Source organism: Pseudomonas botevensis, from assembly GCF_019145475.1.
Lineage (GTDB): Bacteria > Pseudomonadota > Gammaproteobacteria > Pseudomonadales > Pseudomonadaceae > Aquipseudomonas > Aquipseudomonas botevensis.
Genome location: NZ_JAHTKI010000014.1, coordinates 111,690 through 133,330 on the forward strand (window position 1 = coordinate 111,690; position 21,641 = coordinate 133,330).

Consider the following 21,641-nt stretch of genomic DNA (forward strand, 5'->3'; position numbering starts at 1 on the left):
CGCAAAATGCGGCAGATTCGCAATTCAGCGAAGCGTTACAGTCGACCCAGATCGTTGACCAGAGCAAGCAACATCACTCCGACCACCAAACTGATACCGATCTGTATCCCCCAACCTTGCACCCGATCCGACAAGGGACGACCACGCGCCCACTCGATCAGATAAAACAACAGATGCCCCCCATCCAGTACAGGAATGGGCAGCAAGTTCAGAACCCCCAGGCTAATACTCAGATAAGCAAGGAAATTCAGGAAATCAGCAACGCCCGACTGGGCAGAAGCGCCCGCCACTTTAGCAATGGTTATCGGTCCACTCAAGTTTTTTACCGAGAGCTCGCCGAACAGCATTTTCTTCAGTGAATCCAGCGTCAGGACGCTCATGGTCCAGGTACGACGCGCACCCTCGCCAATCGCCGCCAGAGGACCGTAACTGACCTCGCGGATCATTTCCGGTGGCCAGTCGACAGCCTTCACGCCCGCCCCCAGGTAACCGCTTGGCGACTTGCTTTCGCCGCGCGCCGCCAGCGTCACCGGGACGTCGATTTGAGCACCGTCGCGCTCAATGCGCAGCATGATTTTGGTATCAGGACGCGTACGAACGGTATCAACCACCTGTTGCCAGTCGTCCAGCGCCTTGCCGTCGAGGGACAACAGACGATCACCGGTTTTCAGCCCGGCAGCCTGGGCCGGCCCTTTCGGGTCGAGTTCGGCCAGTACCGGCGGCAATGCCGGACGCCATGGGCGAATCCCCAGAGAGCGAATCGGGTCCGGTTCGTCCGCACCCTTGAGCCAGTGATCCAGCGCCAGCTCACGCGAAGAGTCCGCCGTGGAGCCCTGCTCACGCACGAGCAGTTGCAGGGAACCGCTTTCGCCCAAACGCCGTACCAGCTGCAGATTGACCGCCGCCCAGCCCGAAGTCGGTTCGCCGTCGATGGCGATGATTTCCTGACCCGCGCTCAAACCCGCCTTGGCCGCGATGCTGCCGGATTCGACCGAACCGATGACAGGACGTATCTGCTCACTGCCAAGCATCGCCAGCACCCAGAAAAACACCAGGGCCAGCAGGAAGTTGGCGACAGGCCCGGCAGCGACGATGGCGATGCGCTGACGGACGGATTTGCGATTGAACGAAAGATGAAGCTGGTCGCTTGGCACTTCGCCTTCGCGCTCATCGAGCATCTTGACGTAGCCGCCCAGTGGAATGGCCGCGACAACAAACTCGGTGCCTTGCTTGTCGTGCCAGCGCAGCAGCGGCATGCCGAAGCCTACGGAAAAGCGCAGAACCTTGACCCCACAACGACGCGCGACCCAAAAGTGGCCGAACTCGTGAAAGGTGACCAACACACCCAAAGCGATCAGGGTGCCGGCAATCATATAGAGCGCGCTCATCTACTTTCTCCGCAAACCCGTTCAGTACCGCATGGAGCCAATGTATTGCAAAATCTATCGGCCGTTACGCTGCAACCATCGTTCAGCCAGCGACCGTGCTTTCGCATCCGCCGTGAACACGGCATCGAGATCACCCAGCGCGACCACTGGCTCGAGATTCAAGACTTCCTCGATGATACTCGCGATTTCCAGATAGCGAACCCGTCCGTCGAGAAACGCCGCCACCGCCACTTCGTTGGCTGCATTCAACATCGCCGGTGCGCTGTCGCCCGCTTCGGCTGCCTGACGCGCCAGACGCAGGCACGGGAAACGATCCTCGTCCGGCGCTTCGAAATCCAGACGCGCAATCGCGAACAGATCCAGCGGCGCCACTCCGGAATCGATACGCTCCGGCCAGGCCAGGGCATTGGCAATCGGTGTACGCATGTCGGGATTGCCCAACTGCGCCAGTACCGAACCGTCCACATAGTCGACCAGCGAATGAATGACGCTTTGCGGATGAATGACCACTTCGACCTGGGACGGCTTGGCGTCGAACAGCCAACAGGCCTCGATCAACTCGAGCCCCTTGTTCATCATGCTGGCCGAATCCACCGAAATCTTGCGGCCCATGGACCAGTTCGGGTGCGCGCACGCCTGCTCAGGGGAAACATTGGCCAGTTCGGCCAACGGTGTCTGCCGGAAGGGACCACCAGAGGCTGTCAGTAAAATCCGACGCACACCGACGGCGCCCAGACCTCGGGAAAAATCCTGAGGCATGCACTGGAAAATCGCGTTGTGCTCACTGTCGATGGGCAGCAGCACCGAACCGCTTTTGCGCACCGCCAGCATGAACAGGGCGCCGGACATCACCAGCGCTTCCTTGTTGGCCAGAAGGATTTTCTTCCCCGCCTCGACCGCTGCCAGGGTTGGACGCAAGCCGGCAGCGCCGACGATCGCGGCCATTACCGCATCGACCTCAGGCGCAGAAGCCACCTGACACAGCCCCTCTTCGCCCACCAGCACACGCGTCGACAGGCCCGCAGCCCGCAAGTCGTCCTGCAAACCGCGAGCGGCAGCGACTTGTGGCACCACCGCGAACTGCGGCACATGGCGCACGCAGAGGGCGAACAGCTCACTCAGGCGAGTGAAGCCGCTCAGGGCAAAAACCTGATAACGCTCCGGATGACGCGCGATGACATCGAGAGTGCTCAGACCGATCGAACCGGTCGCCCCCAGAACGGTGATCTGTTGCGGACGGCTCACGGTGCGGCCATCCACAGCAGGACGGCAAACAGCGGAACGGCCGCTGTCAGGCTGTCGATACGATCCAGCACGCCGCCATGACCGGGCAGCAGATTGCTGCTGTCCTTGATACCGGACTGACGCTTGAACATGCTTTCAGTGAGGTCACCCACCACCGAAACGAACACAATCAATGCGGCACCCAGCAAGCCCTTGAACAATTGCGCCACCGTCCAGTCGCGGAACAGCGCGACCAGCGTGGTGATCACCAGGCTCAACGCCAGTCCGCCATACACGCCTTCCCAGCTCTTGCCGGGACTGACCAGTGGCGCCAGCTTGCGCTTGCCGAACGCGCGACCGGAGAAATAGGCACCGATATCTGCGCCCCAGACCAGCACCATCACCGCCATGATCAGCCAGTTACCCAACGGGTACTGTTTGATCTGCACCAGACCTTGCCAGGCCGGCAACAGGATCAACAGGCCAATGACCAGTTTGCTTGCAGCACTGGACCAGCGCTCGCTGGAGCCCGGATACGTCAGCACCAGCCAGGTCGCCACCGCCCACCAGAGCACCGAAGCGCCCAGCACCCAAGGGGCGAGTCCGGGCAGGATGTACATGACGAACAGCATCAGGGCGACCACGGCGGCGTAACCGACGCGGAACGACTGGGCGGCGAACCCGGCCAGGCGCGCCCATTCCCAGGCACCCAGGGTCACGACCAGCCCGATGAACAACGCAAAACCGGAGCCTTCGAGCAGGAAAAACCCGCACAAGGCAATCGGTAGCAGGATCAGCGCGGTGATGATTCGTTGTTTAAGCATTAAACCCGGGCTCCAGCCTCGACCTGCTCGCTCGTTTTACCGAAGCGGCGCTGGCGCGAAGCGAAATCGGCCAGCGCATTGCGCATGGCATCGTGTTTGAAGTCCGGCCAGAACAGGTCGGAGAAATACAACTCGGCGTACGCCAGCTGCCACAACAGGAAGTTGCTGATGCGGTGCTCGCCACCGGTGCGGATGCACAGATCAGGCAACGGCAGGTCGCCCGTCGCCAGACAGGTCTGCAGCAGGTCCGGGGTAATGTCTTCCGGACGCAGGTGCCCGGCCTGAACCTCACGAGCCAGGCGTTGTGCAGCCTGGGCGATGTCCCACTGACCACCGTAGTTGGCGGCGATCTGCAGGACAAAACGGTTGGCACCGGCGGTCATGGCTTCGGCCTCACGCATCGCGGCCTGCAACTCCGGATGGAAACGCGAGCGATCACCGATGATCCGCAGGCTGATGTTGTTGTCGTTGAGGCGCTTGGCCTCGCGACGCAACGCCTTGAAGAACAGGTCCATCAAGGCACTGACTTCATCGGCCGGACGCTGCCAGTTTTCACTGGAAAAGGCGAACAGGGTCAGCACCTCGACCTTGGCCTCGGCGCACACCTCGATCACCGCCCGCACAGCATCCACACCCGCTTTATGCCCGGCAACACCCGGCATAAAGCGTTTTTTCGCCCAGCGATTGTTGCCATCCATGATGATCGCGACATGGCGCGGCACCGCGGACGGCGCAGTCTGCTTGGTCTTGTCCATTAAAAGCTCGACCCTTATACGGCCATCAGGTCCTTTTCTTTTTCGTCGGTAGCCTTGGTGATCTGACCTTCGGCGTCCTTGATCAGCTTGTCGATCTCGGCACTGGCACGACGCTCTTCGTCCTCGCTGATTTCCTTGCCTTTGGACAGCTTTTTCAGCTTGTCCATGGCATCACGACGAATGTTGCGCACGGCCACGCGAGCGTCTTCAGCAGCGGCACGCGCCTGCTTGGTGAAGCCCTTGCGGGTCTCCTCGGTCAGCGGCGCCATGGTGATCAGCAGCAACTCGCCCAGGTTGGTCGGGTTCAGGTTGAGACCGGCGCTGCCAATGGCCTTGTCGATGGCGCCGAGCATGTTGCGCTCGAACGCGACGACTTGCAGAGTCTGGTTGTCCTTCACGGTAACGTTGGCGACGCCGCTCAAAGGCGTGTCAACACCGTAGTAAGGCACCATTACGCTGCCCAGAATGCTTGGGTGCGCCTTGCCAGTACGGATCTGGCCGAAAGCGTGTTGCAGCGATTCCAGCGACTTGTCCATGCGCTGTTTAGCATCTTTCTTGATTTCGTTGATCATTGCTGGACTTCCTCGATCAGAGTGCCTTCAGCGCCGCCATGCACGATGTTCAGCAGGGCGCCGGGCTTGTTCATGTTGAATACGCGCAGCGGCATCTTGTGGTCGCGGCACAGACAAATGGCTGTCAGGTCCATCACACCCAGCTTGCGATCCAGCACTTCATCGTAGGTCAGATGATCGAACTTCTCGGCATGCGGGTCTTTGAACGGGTCAGCAGTGTAGACGCCATCGACCTTGGTCGCCTTGAGCACGACGTCGGCGTCGATTTCGATGGCACGCAGGCAAGCCGCCGAATCGGTGGTGAAGAACGGGTTGCCAGTACCGGCCGCGAAAATCACCACGTCCTTGGAGTTCAGGTGGCGCATGGCCTTGCGACGATCATAATGATCGGTCACGCCTACCATGGAAATGGCCGACATCACGATGGCGGAGATATTGGCACGTTCCAGCGCATCGCGCATGGCCAGGGCGTTCATCACAGTGGCCAGCATGCCCATGTGGTCGCCCGTGACGCGGTCCATACCGGCCTTGCTCAGCGCTTCGCCGCGGAACAGGTTGCCGCCGCCGATCACCAGACCGACCTGAACACCGATGCCAACCAGCTGGCCGACTTCCAGAGCCATGCGATCCAGCACTTTCGGATCGATCCCGAACTCTTCGGAGCCCATCAGGGCCTCGCCGCTAAGCTTGAGTAGAATGCGTTTATAGCGAGCCTGATAACCACTGCCCTGCTGAGCCATTGCGAATCTCTCCTGCGGCGTATTTTAAAAATTCTTTGCGAGCTGTTTTCAGCTGCGTTCACTCTAGCGTGGCGCTGCTTCAGCGCCATCGGAACATGGCTTTGTAAGTCAGTTCCAAGTGGAAACCAATTAAAAATTGGTAACCCTATCTGAAAAGAGGCTGCGCGCGTGAGCGGGCAGCCTCTTTCGGGCGACAGTTGAAAAACCGTCTTATTGCTTGGCGGCAGCCAGCTGGGCAGCAACTTCTTCAGCGAAGTTGTCGACCGGCTTCTCGATGCCTTCGCCTACTTTGAAGTAGGTGAAGGAAACGATTTCAGCGCCGCCTTTCTTGGCCAGCTCGCCGACCTTGATTTCAGGGTTCTTGACGAACGCCTGCTCAACCAGGCTTGCTTCAGCCAGGAACTTGGCGATACGGCCTTTGACCATGTTTTCAACGATGTTTTCAGGCTTGCCTTTGATCTTGTCTTCGTTCAGCTGCATGAACACGGCTTTCTCGCGCTCGATGGCTTCAGCCGAAACCTGCGAAGGCAGCAGGAACTCAGGGTTGCTTGCCGCTACGTGCATCGCGATGTCTTTGGCCAGCTCGACGTCGCCGCCTTTCAGAGCCACGACCACACCGATCTTGTTGCCGTGCAGGTACGAACCTACAACGTCACCTTCGATGCGGGTCAGACGACGGATGTTGACGTTTTCGCCTACTTTGGCAACCAGGGCTTCGCGAGCAGCTTCCTGAGAAGCGATCAGCGGAGCAGCGTCGGTCAGCTTCTCAGCGAATGCTTTTTCAACGCTGGCAGCGACGAAGTTCTTGAAGTCGTCCTGCAGAGCCAGGAAGTCGGTCTGCGAGTTCACTTCCAGGATCACGGCGGACTTGTCGTCAGCCTTGATGGCGATAGCGCCTTCAGCGGCAACGTTGCCAGCCTTCTTGGCTGCCTTGATGGCGCCGGAAGCACGCATGTCATCAATGGCTTTTTCGATGTCGCCGCCAGCCTTTTCCAGGGCTTTCTTGCAATCCATCATGCCTTCGCCGGTACGCTCGCGCAGTTCTTTGACCAGCGCTGCAGTAATTGCTGCCATTTTCAAATTCCTCTTGGATAGGTTTTCAACCATTCCACCCGATCGAACGGGCGTTCAATTCTTCCCGAAACACCTTGTAGCTGCTGCACGTTACAGATGCTGTAGCTGCGCCGCCGACAAACGGTTTTCGAGGTGGCAAAAAGGGGGCCAAGCCCCCTTTTTGCTTACTGAGTCAACGCCAAAGCGTCAATTACTCAGCTGCAGCCTGAGTTTCTTCAGCTGCGAACTCTACGGTGCCGCCAGCAACGTTGTTGCGACCACGGATCACGGCGTCAGCCATGGCACCCATGTACAGTTCGATAGCGCGGATGGCGTCATCGTTACCTGGGATGATGTAGTCAACGCCTTCCGGGCTGCTGTTGGTATCGACAACGCCGATGACCGGGATGCCCAGCTTGTTGGCTTCGGTGATCGCGATGCGCTCGTGGTCAACGTCGATCACGAACAGTGCGTCTGGCAGACCGCCCATGTCCTTGATGCCGCCCAGGGAGCGTTCCAGCTTCTCAAGATCACGGGAACGCATCAGCGCTTCTTTCTTGGTCAGCTTGGCGAAAGTACCGTCTTCGGCTTGTACTTCAAGGTCACGCAGACGCTTGATGGAAGCACGGATGGTTTTGAAGTTGGTCAGCATGCCGCCCAACCAGCGGTGATCGACGTACGGCGAAGCGCAACGTGCTGCTTGTTCAGCAACGATCTTGCCAGCGGAACGCTTGGTGCCGACGAACAGAATCTTGTTTTTGCCCTGGGCCAGGCGCTCTACGAACGACAGAGCGTCGTTGAACATTGGCAGGGTTTTTTCAAGGTTGATGATGTGAATCTTGTTACGCGCGCCGAAAATGTACTTGCCCATTTTCGGATTCCAGTAACGGGTTTGGTGACCGAAGTGCACACCGGCCTTCAGCATATCGCGCATGTTGACTTGGGACATGATAGTTCCTTGATAAGTCGGGTTGGGCCTCCACGTATCCCAATGACCAACCATTGATCCGAGGATCAACGGCACCCAGGCCATCGTGTCGACACGTGTGTGGGTTAGTGCTCTCGGGGCTATCCCCGGAAAGCGGCGCATTTTATACCACAGCGAGGGCGCAAACGGAACCCGGAATCTGCAATCGCGTCAGGGACATGCGCGCCAGCGCCCTGGAACAGCCCCCTGCCCCGGCTTCATATAGACAGAAGCCATGCACGCAGGCGCGGATTTGCTCCTTCGGTCTGTTAGAATCGCGTTTTTCTCGGGTCGCAAAACGTACCGACGACCCTACCCGTATCAGCAAGCGCCGCCGAGCGCAGAGAGAGCCTGTATGACCGTCACCCTCAAAACTCCCGAGGACATCGCCGGAATGCGTGTCGCCGGCAAACTGGCCGCCGACGTGCTGGAAATGATCGCCGAGCACGTCAAGCCGGGCGTGACCACCGATGAGCTGAACCAGATCTGCCACGACTACATTGTCAACGAGCAACAGGCGATCCCTGCCCCGCTCAACTACAAAGGCTTCCCGAAGTCGATCTGCACCTCGATCAACCATGTGGTCTGCCACGGTATCCCGAACGACAAGCCGCTGAAAAACGGCGACACCTTGAACATCGACGTCACCGTGATCAAGGATGGCTACCACGGCGACACCAGCCGCATGTTCCACGTCGGCACCGTGCCGGTCTGGGCCGAGCGCCTGTCGCAGATCACCCAGGAATGCATGTACAAGGCGATCGAGATCGTCAAACCCGGCTGCCGCCTCGGCGACATCGGTGAAGTCATCCAGAAGCACGCGGAAAAGAACGGTTTCTCGGTGGTACGCGAGTTTTGCGGGCACGGGATCGGCAAGGTGTTCCACGAAGAGCCGCAAATTCTCCACTACGGCCGTGCCGGCACCGGCATGGAGCTGAAAGCGGGCATGACCTTCACCATCGAGCCGATGATCAACCAGGGCAAGGCCGACACCAAGGTACTGGGCGACGGCTGGACCGCGATCACCAAGGATCGCAAGCTCTCGGCGCAGTGGGAACATACCTTGCTTGTCACCGACACCGGTTACGAAATCTTCACCCTGCGCAGCGACGACACGATCCCGCGCGTATCGGCCTGATCCCGGAACCCGCTCCCAGCCTATAGAAGGAAAGCCAATCGATGCCGCAGGTGGATCCCGAACTCTTCGACCGTGGCCAGTTCCAGGCTGAACTGGCCCTGAAAGCGAGCCCCATCGCCGCCTTCAAGAAGGCGATCCGCCAGGCCGGCGAAGTGCTCGACGCGCGGTTTCGCAACGGCCGCGACATCCGCCGGCTGATCGAGGACCGCGCCTGGTTCGTCGACAACATCCTGCAAAAGGCCTGGGAGCAGTTCAACTGGAGCGAAGACGCCGATATCGCGCTGGTCGCAGTCGGCGGCTACGGTCGCGGCGAGCTGCATCCCTACTCCGACATTGACCTGCTGATCCTGCTGGACAGCGCCGATCACGAAATTTTCCGCGACTCCATCGAGCGTTTTCTGACGCTGCTGTGGGACATCGGCCTGGAAGTCGGTCAGAGCGTTCGCTCGGTCGACGAATGCGCCGAAGAGGCCCGCGCCGACCTGACCGTGGTCACCAACCTGATGGAAAGCCGCACCATTTGCGGCCCCGAGCGTCTGCGCCAGCGCATGCTCGACGTCACCAGCACCGAACACATGTGGCCAAGCAGGGAGTTTTTCCTGGCCAAGCGCTCCGAGCAGAAGGCCCGCCACCACAAGTACAACGACACCGAATACAACCTGGAACCCAACGTCAAAGGCTCACCCGGCGGACTACGGGACATCCAGACGATTCTGTGGGTTGCCCGTCGTCAGTACGGCACCCTGAACCTGCGCGCCCTGGCCGGCGAAGGCTTTCTGGTCGAAAGCGAAAACGCCCTGCTCGCCTCCTCCCAGGAATTCCTGTGGAAAGTGCGCTATGCCCTGCACATGCTGGCCGGCCGCTCCGAAGACCGCTTGCTGTTCGATCATCAACGCACCATTGCCGGGCTGCTGGGGTTTGAAGGCGACGACGCCAAGCAGGCCGTCGAAAACTTCATGCAACAGTATTTCCGCGTGGTGATGAGCATTGCCCAGCTCAGCGACCTGATCATCCAGCACTTCGAAGAAGTCATCCTCGCCCCGGAAGACGAAGCGCCGCCACAGCCGATCAACTCGCGTTTCCAGTTGCACGACGGCTATATCGAGGCACGCAACGACAACGTGTTCCGCCGCACGCCGTTCGCCATGCTGGAAATTTTCGTGCTGATGGCCCAGCAGCCGGACATCAAGGGCGTGCGCGCCGATACGATCCGCCTGCTGCGGGAAAACCGCCATCTGATCGACGACGATTTCCGCAACGACATTCGCAACACCAGCCTGTTCATCGAACTGTTCAAGTGCAAGATCGGTATTCATCGCAATCTGCGGCGGATGAACCGCTACGGCATTCTCGGGCGTTATCTGCCGGAGTTCGGCTTTATCGTCGGGCAGATGCAGCACGACCTGTTCCACATCTATACGGTCGACGCGCACACGCTGAACCTGATCAAGCACCTGCGCAAATTGCAGTACACCCAGGTGTCGGAAAAATTCCCGCTGGCCAGCAAGCTCATGGGCAAGCTGCCCAAGCCCGAGCTGATCTACCTCGCCGGCCTGTATCACGATATCGGCAAGGGCCGGCATGGTGATCACTCGGACATCGGTGCGGTCGACGCCGAGGCCTTCTGCCAGCGCCATCAGTTACCGGTGTGGGACAGCCGACTGATTGTATGGCTGGTGCAAAACCATCTGGTCATGTCGACCACCGCCCAGCGCAAGGACTTGTCCGACCCGCAGGTGATCCATGATTTCGCCCAGATCGTCGGCGATGAAACCCGTCTCGATTACCTGTATGTGCTGACCGTGGCGGACATCAACGCGACCAACCCGACCCTGTGGAACTCCTGGCGCGCCAGCCTGCTGCGTCAGCTCTACACCGAAACCAAGCGTGCCCTGCGTCGCGGCCTGGAAAATCCGGTGGATCGCGAGGAGCAGATCCGCCAGACCCAGAGTGCGGCGCTCGACATCCTGGTGCGCGGCGGCACCGATCCGGACGATGTCGAGCAGTTGTGGGCGCAGCTGGGAGATGACTACTTCCTGCGTCACACCGCCGGCGACGTGGCCTGGCACAGCGACGCGATCCTCCAGCAGCCGGCCGACGGCGGGCCGCTGGTGCTGATCAAAGAAACCACCCAGCGCGAATTCGAGGGCGGCACACAGATCTTCATCTACGCCCCGGATCAGCACGATTTCTTCGCTGTGACCGTGGCCGCGATGGATCAGCTCAACCTGAACATTCACGACGCCCGGGTCATCACCTCGAGCAGCCAGTTCACCCTCGACACCTACATCGTGCTCGACACCGATGGCGACTCGATCGGCGACAACCCGGCGCGGGTCAAGCAGATCCGCGACGGCCTGACCGAAGCCCTGCGCAACCCGGACGACTACCCGACGATCATCCAGCGTCGCGTGCCGCGCCAGCTCAAGCATTTCGCGTTCGCCCCACAAGTGACGATCCACAACGACGCCCAGCGTCCGGTGACGGTGCTGGAACTGACGGCGCCCGACCGTCCTGGCCTGCTGGCGCGGATCGGCGGAATCTTCCTCGAGTTCGACCTGTCGCTGCAGAATGCCAAGATCGCCACGCTGGGCGAGCGGGTGGAAGACGTGTTCTTCATCACCGACGCCCACAATCAGCCGCTGTCCGATCCGTTGCTGTGCAGCCGCCTGCAGGACGCCATCGTCGAACAACTGAGCGTCAATCAGGAACCCGATATCAAGCTGTCGCGCTTAAGCATTTGAATTCACTCATTGACCCCTGCGGGAGTGGCCGGCCACGACGTGCGCCGGCTCCCTGCATTGAAAGAGGCCCCCATGAATAACGCTCTGAACCAGTTGCAGCCCTACCCGTTCGAAAAGCTCCGTGCCCTGCTCGGCAGCGTCACGCCGAATCCGGACAAGCGCCCGATCGCGCTGTCCATCGGCGAGCCGAAACACCGCTCGCCAAGCTTTGTCGCCGAGGCCCTGGCGAGCAATCTGGAGCAGATGGCGGTGTACCCGACCACCCTCGGCATTCCGGCCCTGCGCGAAGCTATCGCGGCCTGGTGCGAGCGTCGCTTCAATGTGCCGGGCGGCTGGATCGATCCGGCGCGCAACGTCCTGCCGGTCAACGGCACCCGTGAAGCGCTGTTCGCCTTCACTCAGACCGTGGTCAACCGTGGCGATGACGCCCTGGTGGTCAGCCCGAACCCGTTCTACCAGATCTACGAAGGTGCAGCGTTCCTCGCCGGCGCGAAGCCGCACTACCTGCCGTGCCTGGATGAAAACGGCTTCAACCCGGACTTCGACGCCGTATCGCCGGACATCTGGAAACGCTGCCAGATCCTGTTCCTGTGCTCGCCGGGCAACCCGACCGGGGCGTTGATCCCTCTCGACACCCTGAAAAAACTCATCGCCCTGGCCGACGAACACGATTTCGTGATTGCCGCCGACGAGTGCTACAGCGAACTGTACTTCGATGAACAGACCCCGCCACCGGGCCTGCTCAGCGCCTGCGCCGAACTGGGCCGCAAGGATTTCAAGCGTTGCGTGGTGTTCCACAGCCTGTCCAAGCGCTCGAACCTGCCAGGCCTGCGTTCCGGCTTCGTCGCCGGTGATGCCGAGATCCTCAAGGGTTTCCTGCTGTACCGCACTTACCACGGTTGCGCGATGCCGGTTCAGACCCAACTGGCCAGCGTCGCCGCGTGGAACGACGAAGTGCATGTGCGCGCCAACCGCGCGCTGTACCGAGAGAAGTTCGATGCGGTACTGGAAATCCTCAGCCCGGTCATGGATGTGCAGCGCCCGGACGGCAGCTTCTACCTGTGGCCGAACGTGCAGGGCGACGATGCGGCGTTCTGCCGTGATCTGTTCGCCGAAGAACACGTGACCGTGGTGCCGGGTTCCTACCTGTCCCGCGATGTCGATGGCACCAACCCGGGCGCCGGGCGCGTGCGCATGGCCCTGGTCGCACCGTTGGCCGAATGCGTTGAAGCCGCCGAGCGCATCCGCGACTTCGTGATTCGTCGCAAGTAACCCCTGAGCGTTCCGTGCCGGGCAATCCGGCACGGAACAAAACAGCTCGCCAGATCATTCATTTGACCTGGCCCAGATTCGCCTCGCTCAGATCCAGTTCTCCCAGCACTTCACGCAACACGTCGTCACCGATCTGGTGCTGACGGCTGAGGCTGTACAACTCCAGGCGTTGCGCGCGCAGCGCCTTGAGCCGCAAGCGGCGCTCCAGCAGATCCATCTGGAAGGCCAGCGCCTGGGCCTCGGCCGAGTCGTTGAACACCTCCAGTTGATGGCGGTATTCGGACATGATCCGCGCCTTCAACTCCGCCGCCAGTGCCGCTTGGGCGGCATCTTGCGGGGTGAGTTCTTCGGTTTCCAGCGCATGGATCGCCGCTTCGGCGGTCTTGCGCCAGGCGTCGCGAACTTCCTGGCGACGCTGGTCGTCCGGGCTTTTCTGGATCCCGCGCAAGAGCAACGGCAAGGCAATGCAGGCCGCCACCAGCGACAGCAGAATCACCCCGGCGGCGATGAAGATCAGCAGGTCTCGCTCGGGAAACGCTTCTCCCCCCATCAGCATCGGCACCGACATCACGCCCGCCAGCGTCACCGCCCCGCGCACCCCGCCGACGGTCAGCAGCCAGCAGGATCGCGCGGTCGGCACCTGAGTCAAGTCGCCCTTGCCGCGCACCCGTCGCAGCAACACCGACAGGCGCCAGATGCTCTGCACCCAGACAAACCGCAGCATCACCAGCGCCAGGAAAATCGCCACCACATCGAGGCAGCGGTACAGCAGCGTCGGCCACAGCGACGGCTCGTGGCTGACCACCGCTTTGATGATGTCCGGCAGTTGCAGGCCGAGGAGCAGAAAAATCAGCCCGTTGAAGGCAAACTCCAGCAGCGACCAGACACTGCGATTGAGCAGGCGGGTGCTGGTCTGGCGTGGCAGCAGATCGAGCCAGCTCTGCATCATCCCCGCCGCCACCGCCGAGAGAATGCCCGAGGCGCCCAAGCGCTCAGCCAGCACATAAGCGGCGAACGGCAGCAATAACATAAACACCACATGGGTCGCCGGATCGTCCCAGCCCCGGGCGATCATCCAGGCGCGCAAGCGGCCGACCAGCCAGCTCAGCGCGACCCCGACCGCCAATCCACCAACGGCCACCAGCACGAAGGTCAGGCTCGCGTTGGCCAGGGAGAAGACGCCAGTCACCGCCGCGACCAGCGCAAACTTGAAGGTCACCAGGCCCGAGGCGTCGTTCATCAGCGCCTCGCCTTGCAGCATGTGCATCAACGGCGTCGGCAAGCGGTTCTGGGCAATCGCCGACACAGCCACGGCGTCGGTCGGCGACAGCACCGCCGCCAGCGCGAAGGCCACTGGCAGCGGGATCGTCGGCAGCAGCCAGTGAATGAAGTACCCGGCACCGACCACCGTGAACAGCACCAGCCCCACCGCGAGGGTCAGGATTGGCCCGCGCAGTTTCCAGAACTCACGCTTGGGCATGCGCCAGCCGTCGGAGAACAGCAGCGGCGGCAGGAACAGAAACAGGAACAGTTCGGGATCCAGCGCCACGTGCAGGCCGAGGGTCGGCCAGGCCAGCAACGCGCCGGCGGCGATCTGCACCAGAGGCAGCGGCAGCGGGATGACCCGGCCAACCAGCCGCGAGACGCTGACCAGCATCAACAGGATCAGGACGGTGTAAGCGGTTTGCATAAAGCGGAAATCTCAGACAATCGACAGCGTTGAACTGCCATATTAGCGGCTTAGGCTGAGCATGACCGTTGCACCTATGTCGCACGTTCTGAAACACCCCTCCCGCAAACACTCGCCGGTTAAAAGGAGGCAATTGAACCAGTGGCGCCGCGAAACCGTCCGGTCATGGCATAATCCGACACCTTTTTTCTCCAGCACCTGTAAAGGGGGCGATTCCTTGACCGTTTCAAGCAAAACGTTGCACCTTTTCGGCATCAAAGCCTGCGACACCATGAAGAAGGCGCGCACCTGGCTCGATGAACACGCTGTCAGCTACGACTTCCATGATTACAAGACTGCCGGCATCGACCGTGAGCACCTGACCCAATGGTGCGATGAACATGGCTGGCAAACCGTGTTGAACCGCGCGGGCACGACCTTTCGCAAACTCGATGACGAACGCAAAGCCGATCTCGACCAGTCGAAAGCCATCGAACTGATGCTCGCTCAACCCTCGATGATCAAGCGCCCGGTGCTCGATCTCGGTGACCGAACCCTGATTGGCTTCAAGCCAGATATCTACGCGGCCGCGCTCAAGTAAGCAGCCCGTCACCCTTTGTAGAGGTATTCACATGTCCAAATCCCTGTTCAGCCTGGCCTTCGGTGTCGGCACTCAAAACCGTCAAGGCGCGTGGCTGGAAGTGTTCTACGCTCAGCCGCTGCTCAACCCGTCCGCCGAACTGGTTGCCGCCGTGGCACCGATCCTCGGTTACAGCGAAGGCAACCAGGCCATCGCGTTCACCACCGCACAAGCCGCTCAACTGGCTGAAGCCGTGAAGGGCGTTGATGCCGAACAAGCCAAACTGCTGACCCGCCTGGCCGAAAGCCACAAGCCACTGGTCGCCACCCTGCTGGCCGAAGACGCACAACTGACCTCGACACCTGAGGCTTACCTCAAGCTGCACCTGCTGTCCCATCGTCTGGTCAAGCCGCACGGCGTAAGCCTGGCCGGGATCTTCCCGCTGCTGCCGAACGTGGCCTGGACCAGCCAGGGCGCCGTCGACCTGAGCGAACTGGCCGAGCTGCAACTCGAAGCGCGCCTGCGCGGCGAGCTGCTGGAAGTGTTCTCGGTGGACAAGTTCCCGAAAATGACCGACTACGTGGTTCCGGCCGGCGTGCGTATCGCTGACGCCGCGCGTCTGCGTCTGGGCGCATACGTGGGCGAAGGCACCACCGTGATGCACGAAGGCTTCATCAACTTCAACGCCGGCACCGAAGGCCCGGGCATGATCGAAGGCCGCGTCTCCGCTGGCGTGTTCGTCGGCAAGGGTTCGGACCTGGGCGGCGGTTGCTCGACCATGGGCACCCTGTCGGGCGGCGGCAACATCGTGATCAAGGTCGGCGAAGGCTGCCTGATCGGCGCCAACGCCGGTATCGGCATTCCGCTGGGCGACCGCAACACCGTCGAGTCGGGCCTGTACGTGACCGCCGGCACCAAAGTCGCGCTGCTGGACGAGAACAATCAACTGGTCAAAGTGGTCAAGGCCCGTGACCTGGCCGGCCAGACCGACCTGCTGTTCCGTCGTAATTCGGAAACCGGTGCCGTGGAGTGCAAAACCCACAAGTCGGCGATCGAACTGAACGAAGCGCTGCACGCTCACAACTAAGCAGCCTTGCACGACACCCGTGGGAGCGGGTTTACTCGCGAAGCCATCAAAAGCTTCGCGGGCAAGCCCGGCTCCCACAGGGTTCGGCGTCACCCACCAGGGCCTGACAGCATGATGATTCTCTCCCCCTGGCGCGCCGATTTTCCGGCCATCGCCGCCCTGCAACGGCAAGACCAGACCTATCTGGACAACGCCGCCACCACGCAAAAACCCCAGGCCCTGCTCGACGCGCTGGCGCACTACTACGCCAACGGCGCGGCCAACGTGCATCGTGCCCAGCACCTTCCCGGCGCCCACGCCACCCAGGCCTTCGAGGACAGTCGGCTGAAGGTCGGCCAATGGCTGAATGCCGGTGACAGCGGGCAAATCATCTTCACCCATGGCGCCACCAGTGCGCTGAATCTCCTGGCCTATGGCCTGGAACACGTATTCAATCCGGGCGATGAAATTGTCATCAGCGCCCTGGAGCATCACGCCAACCTGCTGCCATGGCAGCAACTGGCCCAACGTCGCAACCTGAAACTGGTGATCCTGCCACTGGATAGCGACGGCCTGATCGACCTCGCCGCCGCCCTGCGCCTGATAACCCCGCGCACGCGCCTGCTGGCAGTCAGTCAGTTGTCCAACGTGCTCGGCGCGTGGCAACCGTTGCCGGCGCTGCTGGCGATGGCCAAGGCGCAAAACGCGCTGACGGTGGTCGACGGCGCGCAAGGCGTGGTGCATGGCCGCCACGATGTGCAGGCCCTCGGCTGCGACTTTTATGTATTTTCCAGCCACAAGCTTTACGGCCCCGATGGCCTCGGCGTGCTGTTCGGGCGCAACGCGGCGCTGGAGCAACTGCGTCCATGGCAGTTCGGCGGCGAAATGGTGCTGGACGCCAATTACCACGACGCGCGCTTCCGTCCGGCGCCGCTGGGTTTCGAAGCGGGGACGCCACCGATTGCCAGCGTGATCGGGCTCGGCGCAACCCTCGATTACTTGTCGGGCCTGGATCAGGACGCGGTGTCCGCCCACGAAGCGGCGCTGCATGACTGCCTACTGCGCGGCCTCGTCGCCCGCGACGGCATTCGCCTGCTGGGCAAGCCGCAACTGGCGCTGGCGAGTTTTGTCGTCGAAGGTGTGCATAACGCCGATCTGGCGCATCTGCTGACTGAACAAGGCATCGCCGTGCGCGCCGGGCATCACTGCGCCATGCCGTTGCTCAAGCGTTTCGAACTGGCCGGGGCGATTCGTGTGTCGCTGGCGCTGTACAACGATTCCGAGGATCTGGAGCGGTTCTTCGCCGCACTGGATCAGGCCCTGGAGTTGTTGCGATGAGCCTGCCGGTCGCCGCCGCCCAAGCGCTGCAAACCTTTCAGGACGCCGCCGGCTGGGAACAGCGGGCGCGGTTGTTGATGCAGTTTGGCGATCGTCTGCCGGCGTTGAGCGACGCGGACAAGTGCGACGCCAACCGCGTGCATGGCTGTGAAAGCCAGGTGTGGCTGGTGGGCGAACTGCACGACGGTCACTGGCAATTCAGCGCCGCCAGCGACGCCCGGATGATTCGCGGCCTGGTGGCGTTGCTGCTGGCGCGGGTCAACGGGTTGAGCGCCGCCGAGTTACAACAGGTGGATTTGCCGGACTGGTTCAATCAGTTGGGGCTTTCCCGGCAACTGTCGCCGTCGCGCAGCAATGGCTTGAATGCGGTGCTGCAGCGGATGAAGGCGCTGGCTGGCTGACCGCCTTCGCGAGCGAGTCCATTGCCATGCGACTCCCGGGGGAGCGGGCTGGCTCGCGAAGGAGACTGAGCCGACCGCTCAAGCCTGAGGCTTGACCCGATCCGCCGGTCGCCGCACACCCGCCACCAGTTTATCCACAGCCTTGGTCGCTGCGACCATGCCGAACGTCGCCGTCACCATCATCACCGCGCCGAATCCGCCGGCGCAATCGAGTTTCACGCCATCGCCGACAAAACTCTTCTGCAAGCAGATGCTGCCGTCCGGCTTCGGATAACGCAGTTGTTCGGTGGAGAACACGCACGGCACGCTGTAATGGCGGGTCACGGTGCGTGAGAAACCGTAGTCACGACGCAGCGTGGAGCGCACTTTCGAGGCCAGCGGATCGTTGAAGGTGCGGTTCAGGTCGCAAACCTGAATCAGCGTCGGATCGATCTGCCCGCCTGCGCCGCCGGTGGTGATGATCTGGATCTTGCGGCGCTTGCACCAGGCGATCAGCGCCGCCTTGGCGTTGACGGCATCGATGCAATCGATCACGCAGTCGATGTTCGGCGTGATGTACTCGGCCATGGTTTCGCGGGTAACGAAATCCGCCACCGCATGCACGGTGCAATCCGGGTTGATCCCGCGCAGACGCTCGGCCATCACCTCGACCTTGGGTTTGCCGACGGTGCTGTCCAGCGCATGCAACTGGCGGTTGGCATTGCTGACGCAGACGTCGTCGAGGTCGAACAGCGAGATCTCGCCGACCCCGCAACGGGCAATGGCTTCCGCCGCCCAGGAGCCGACGCCACCGACGCCGACAATCGCCACATGGGCGGCGCGCAGGCGCTCCAGGCCCTCGATGCCATACAAACGGGCGACGCCTGCAAACCGTGGATCTTCTGTACTCATGACCATTACCCCAAAAACCGGCGCGCATTATGGACGAGCCGGCGACAAGTTTTAAGCTTCAAACGACAAGTGTAAGAACTTAAGTCAAAGCGGATTGCCCAATGTCGGGCATTTCCCTGTTCGGTGTACGACCAGTGAACCGCCGGTGTAGGATTCGCGCCCTTTGCATCTGTAACAGCCATCCTGCCAACCGAACCTTCGTTCCACAGACTCCGGAACCCGAAACAGCTATGTCATCGCGTAAATTTGGTCTCAACCTGGTGGTGGTTCTGGCAATCGCCGCCCTGTTCACCGGTTTCTGGGCGCTGATCAATCGCCCGGTCTCCGCGCCGAACTGGCCGGAGCAAATCTCCGGTTTCTCCTATTCGCCATTCCAGCAGGGCCAGTTCCCACAGAAGGATCAGTATCCGACTGACGACGAAATGCGCCGCGACCTGGAGATCATGAGCAAGCTGACGGACAACATCCGCATCTACTCGGTCGATGGCACCCTGCAGGACATTCCGAAACTCGCCGAAGAGTTCGGCCTGCGCGTGACCCTGGGGATCTGGATCAGCCCGGACCAGGAACGCAACGAACGGGAAATCACCCGCGCCATCGAACTGGCCAACACCTCGCGCAGCGTGGTTCGCGTGGTGGTCGGCAACGAGGCGATCTTCCGCAAGGAAATCACCGCCAAGGAACTCAGCGTCCTGCTCGACCGCGTGCGCGCAGCGGTGAAAGTGCCGGTGACCACCTCCGAACAATGGCACGTCTGGGAAGAACACCCGGAACTGGCCAAGCACGTCGACCTGATCGCCGCCCACGTTCTGCCCTACTGGGAGTTCATTCCGGTGGACAAGGCCGGGCAGTTCGTTTTCGACCGCGCCCGCGACCTGAAAAAGATGTTCCCGAAAAAACCGTTGCTGCTGTCCGAAGTCGGCTGGCCGAGCAACGGGCGCATGCGCGGTGGTGCTGACGCGTCGCCGGCGGATCAGGCGATCTACCTGCGCACGCTGGTCAACAAGCTCAACCGTCAGGGTTTCAACTACTTCGTGATCGAAGCCTTCGACCAGCCGTGGAAGGCCAGCGACGAAGGTTCGGTCGGCGCCTACTGGGGCGTGTTCAACGCCGCGCGCCAGCAGAAATTCAACTTTGAAGGGCCGGTGGTGGCGATCCCGCAATGGCGGGTGCTGGCGATCGGCTCGGTGGTGCTGGCGCTGCTGTCGCTGACCCTGCTGATGATCGACGGCTCGGCCCTGCGTCAGCGTGGTCGTACATTCCTGACCTTTATCGCGTTCCTGTGTGGTTCGGTGCTGGTGTGGATCGGTTACGACTACAGCCAGCAATACAGCACGTGGTTCAGCCTGACGGTGGGTTTCCTGCTGGCGCTCGGCGCGCTCGGGGTGTTCATCGTGCTGCTGACCGAGGCCCATGAACTGGCCGAGGCGGTGTGGATCCACAAGCGCCGCCGGGAATTCCTGCCGGTGGTCGGCGACTCGGACTACCGCCCGAAAGTCTCGATCCATGTGCCGTGCTACAACGAGCCGCCGGAGATGGTCAAACAGACCCTCAACGCCCTGGCCAACCTCGACTATCCGGACTTCGAAGTCCTGATCATCGACAACAACACCAAGGACCCGGCGGTCTGGGAACCGGTGCGTGACTACTGCGCGACCCTCGGCCCGCGCTTCAAGTTCTTCCACGTCTCGCCACTGGCCGGGTTCAAGGGTGGTGCGCTGAACTACCTGATTCCGCACACCGCCAAGGATGCCGAAGTGATTGCGGTGATCGACTCCGATTACTGCGTGCATCCGAACTGGCTCAAGCACATGGTGCCGCACTTCGCCGACCCGAAAATCGCCGTGGTGCAGTCGCCGCAGGATTACCGTGACCAGAACGAAAGCACCTTCAAGAAGCTCTGCTACGCCGAATACAAAGGCTTCTTCCACATCGGCATGGTCACCCGCAACGACCGCGACGCGATCATCCAGCACGGCACCATGACCATGACCCGTCGCTCGGTACTCGAAGAGCTGGGCTGGGCCGACTGGTGCATCTGCGAAGACGCCGAACTGGGCCTGCGGGTATTCGAAAAAGGCCTGTCGGCGGCGTATTACCACGACAGCTACGGCAAGGGTCTGATGCCGGACACCTTCATCGACTTCAAGAAGCAGCGCTTCCGCTGGGCCTACGGCGCGATCCAGATCATCAAGCGCCACACCCGCAGCCTGCTGCGCGGCAAGGACACCGAGCTGACCCGTGGCCAGCGTTACCACTTCCTCGCGGGCTGGCTGCCGTGGGTCGCGGACGGCATGAACATCTTCTTCACCGTCGGCGCGCTGCTGTGGTCGGCGGCGATGATTATCGTGCCGCAACGGGTCGACCCGCCGCTGCTGATCTTCGCGATCCCGCCGCTGGCGCTGTTCGTGTTCAAGGTCGGCAAGATCATCTTCCTGTACCGCCGCGCCGTCGGCGTGAACCTGAAAGATGCATTCTGCGCCGCGCTGGCAGGACTGGCGTTGTCGCACACCATCGCCAAAGCGGTGCTGTACGGCTTCTTCACCAGCAGCATTCCGTTCTTCCGCACCCCGAAAAACGCCGACAACCATGGCTTCTGGGTGGCGATTTCCGAAGCGCGGGAAGAGTTGTTCATCATGCTGCTGTTGTGGGGTGCGGCGCTGGGGATCTTCCTGGTGCAGGGCATTCCGAGCAATGACATGCGCTTCTGGGTCGCCATGCTGCTGGTGCAGTCGCTGCCGTACGTCGCGGCGCTGATCATGGCGTTCCTGTCGTCGCTGCCAAAACCTGCGACTGCGCCTGAACCGGCACCGGTTGTCTAAATCCTCATCGAAGCACTAAACGGCGGCCTATGGTCGCCGTTTTGCTTTAAGATAACCGCCATTTTGCAGGGCTTGGCGTGATACACGGTCTTACTGACCGGACGGTATCCCTGCGGGAGCGGGCTTGCTCGCGAAGGCTTTGTAACATTCAACATCTATGTTGGCTGATCAAGCACCTTCGCGAGCAAGCCCGCGCC

General features: G+C 61.4%; 18 protein-coding genes. 8 read left to right on the forward strand and 10 right to left on the reverse strand.

All coding sequences use genetic code 11. The annotated features are described in order from the left end of the window. Nucleotides 1-35: 35 nt before the first annotated feature. The 8 genes from rseP to rpsB all read right to left on the reverse strand — a co-directional run bounded on the left by rseP (nucleotide 36) and on the right by rpsB (nucleotide 7,505). Nucleotides 36-1,388 (reverse strand): sigma E protease regulator RseP, encoded by a 1,353-nt coding sequence (rseP, locus tag KVQ74_RS18620; protein WP_217832633.1) that lies wholly within the window; start codon nucleotides 1,386-1,388, stop codon nucleotides 36-38. Between the two features lie 54 nt (nucleotides 1,389-1,442). Next, complete coding sequence (ispC, locus tag KVQ74_RS18625; protein WP_217832634.1) at nucleotides 1,443-2,633, reverse strand: 1-deoxy-D-xylulose-5-phosphate reductoisomerase; 1,191 nt, start codon at nucleotides 2,631-2,633, stop codon at nucleotides 1,443-1,445. After that, nucleotides 2,630-3,436, reverse strand: a complete 807-nt coding sequence (locus KVQ74_RS18630; RefSeq protein WP_217832635.1) for a phosphatidate cytidylyltransferase — start codon at nucleotides 3,434-3,436, stop codon at nucleotides 2,630-2,632. The genes ispC and KVQ74_RS18630 overlap by 4 nt, the downstream gene beginning before the upstream one ends. Next, nucleotides 3,436-4,191 (reverse strand): polyprenyl diphosphate synthase, encoded by a 756-nt coding sequence (uppS, locus tag KVQ74_RS18635; protein WP_217832636.1) that lies wholly within the window; start codon nucleotides 4,189-4,191, stop codon nucleotides 3,436-3,438. Before uppS ends, KVQ74_RS18630 begins: the two co-directional genes overlap by 1 nt. A gap of 14 nt (nucleotides 4,192-4,205) precedes the next feature. Then, entirely contained in the window at nucleotides 4,206-4,763 is a 558-nt protein-coding gene (frr, locus tag KVQ74_RS18640) for a ribosome recycling factor (RefSeq protein ID WP_217832637.1), read from the reverse strand. Continuing rightward, on the reverse strand, nucleotides 4,760-5,503 hold the full coding sequence (gene pyrH / locus KVQ74_RS18645; RefSeq protein ID WP_011332683.1) for a UMP kinase: 744 nt from the start codon (nucleotides 5,501-5,503) through the stop codon (nucleotides 4,760-4,762). Before pyrH ends, frr begins: the two co-directional genes overlap by 4 nt. Nucleotides 5,504-5,713: 210 nt before the next feature. Continuing rightward, complete coding sequence (gene tsf, locus KVQ74_RS18650) at nucleotides 5,714-6,577, reverse strand: translation elongation factor Ts (RefSeq protein ID WP_217832638.1); 864 nt, start codon at nucleotides 6,575-6,577, stop codon at nucleotides 5,714-5,716. A 190-nt stretch (nucleotides 6,578-6,767) separates the two neighbouring features. Beyond that, entirely contained in the window at nucleotides 6,768-7,505 is a 738-nt protein-coding gene (gene rpsB, locus KVQ74_RS18655; protein WP_217832639.1) for a 30S ribosomal protein S2, read from the reverse strand. Nucleotides 7,506-7,878: 373 nt separating this feature from the next. On the opposite strand from rpsB, the gene map reads away from it, so the two are divergent. The 3 genes from map (at nucleotide 7,879) to dapC (ending at nucleotide 12,677) form a co-directional block, all read left to right on the forward strand. Then, entirely contained in the window at nucleotides 7,879-8,661 is a 783-nt protein-coding gene (map, locus tag KVQ74_RS18660) for a type I methionyl aminopeptidase (protein ID WP_217832640.1), read from the forward strand. Nucleotides 8,662-8,702: 41 nt separating this feature from the next. Further along, the gene (locus KVQ74_RS18665) at nucleotides 8,703-11,405 is read left to right on the forward strand and encodes a [protein-PII] uridylyltransferase (protein ID WP_217832641.1); all 2,703 of its coding nucleotides are present in this window, start codon (nucleotides 8,703-8,705) and stop codon (nucleotides 11,403-11,405) included. A 72-nt stretch (nucleotides 11,406-11,477) separates the two neighbouring features. Further along, entirely contained in the window at nucleotides 11,478-12,677 is a 1,200-nt protein-coding gene (dapC, locus tag KVQ74_RS18670; protein ID WP_217832642.1) for a succinyldiaminopimelate transaminase, read from the forward strand. Nucleotides 12,678-12,735: 58 nt separating this feature from the next. Here the strand turns inward: dapC and KVQ74_RS18675 are convergent, their stop codons facing one another. Next, a complete protein-coding gene (locus tag KVQ74_RS18675; protein WP_217832643.1) occupies nucleotides 12,736-14,367 on the reverse strand; it encodes a Na+/H+ antiporter in 1,632 nt (543 codons plus the stop codon). A gap of 217 nt (nucleotides 14,368-14,584) precedes the next feature. Between KVQ74_RS18675 and KVQ74_RS18680 the strand changes: the two genes are divergently transcribed. From KVQ74_RS18680 to KVQ74_RS18695, 4 genes are all read left to right on the forward strand, one after another. Then, complete coding sequence (locus KVQ74_RS18680) at nucleotides 14,585-14,947, forward strand: ArsC family reductase (protein ID WP_003222107.1); 363 nt, start codon at nucleotides 14,585-14,587, stop codon at nucleotides 14,945-14,947. 31 nt (nucleotides 14,948-14,978) lie between these two features. After that, the gene (gene dapD, locus KVQ74_RS18685; RefSeq protein ID WP_217832644.1) at nucleotides 14,979-16,013 is read left to right on the forward strand and encodes a 2,3,4,5-tetrahydropyridine-2,6-dicarboxylate N-succinyltransferase; all 1,035 of its coding nucleotides are present in this window, start codon (nucleotides 14,979-14,981) and stop codon (nucleotides 16,011-16,013) included. 111 nt (nucleotides 16,014-16,124) lie between these two features. Next, complete coding sequence (locus KVQ74_RS18690; protein ID WP_217832645.1) at nucleotides 16,125-17,330, forward strand: aminotransferase class V-fold PLP-dependent enzyme; 1,206 nt, start codon at nucleotides 16,125-16,127, stop codon at nucleotides 17,328-17,330. After that, on the forward strand, nucleotides 17,327-17,731 hold the full coding sequence (locus KVQ74_RS18695) for a SufE family protein (RefSeq protein ID WP_217832646.1): 405 nt from the start codon (nucleotides 17,327-17,329) through the stop codon (nucleotides 17,729-17,731). The genes KVQ74_RS18690 and KVQ74_RS18695 overlap by 4 nt, the downstream gene beginning before the upstream one ends. A 78-nt stretch (nucleotides 17,732-17,809) precedes the next feature. Here the strand turns inward: KVQ74_RS18695 and tcdA are convergent, their stop codons facing one another. Further along, nucleotides 17,810-18,628, reverse strand: a complete 819-nt coding sequence (tcdA, locus tag KVQ74_RS18700) for a tRNA cyclic N6-threonylcarbamoyladenosine(37) synthase TcdA (protein WP_217832647.1) — start codon at nucleotides 18,626-18,628, stop codon at nucleotides 17,810-17,812. A 224-nt stretch (nucleotides 18,629-18,852) separates the two neighbouring features. Between tcdA and KVQ74_RS18705 the strand changes: the two genes are divergently transcribed. After that, nucleotides 18,853-21,444 carry a glycosyltransferase gene (locus KVQ74_RS18705; protein WP_217832648.1) on the forward strand — a complete coding sequence of 864 codons (2,592 nt, stop codon included), beginning with the start codon at nucleotides 18,853-18,855 and terminating at the stop codon, nucleotides 21,442-21,444. Nucleotides 21,445-21,641 lie beyond the last annotated feature (197 nt).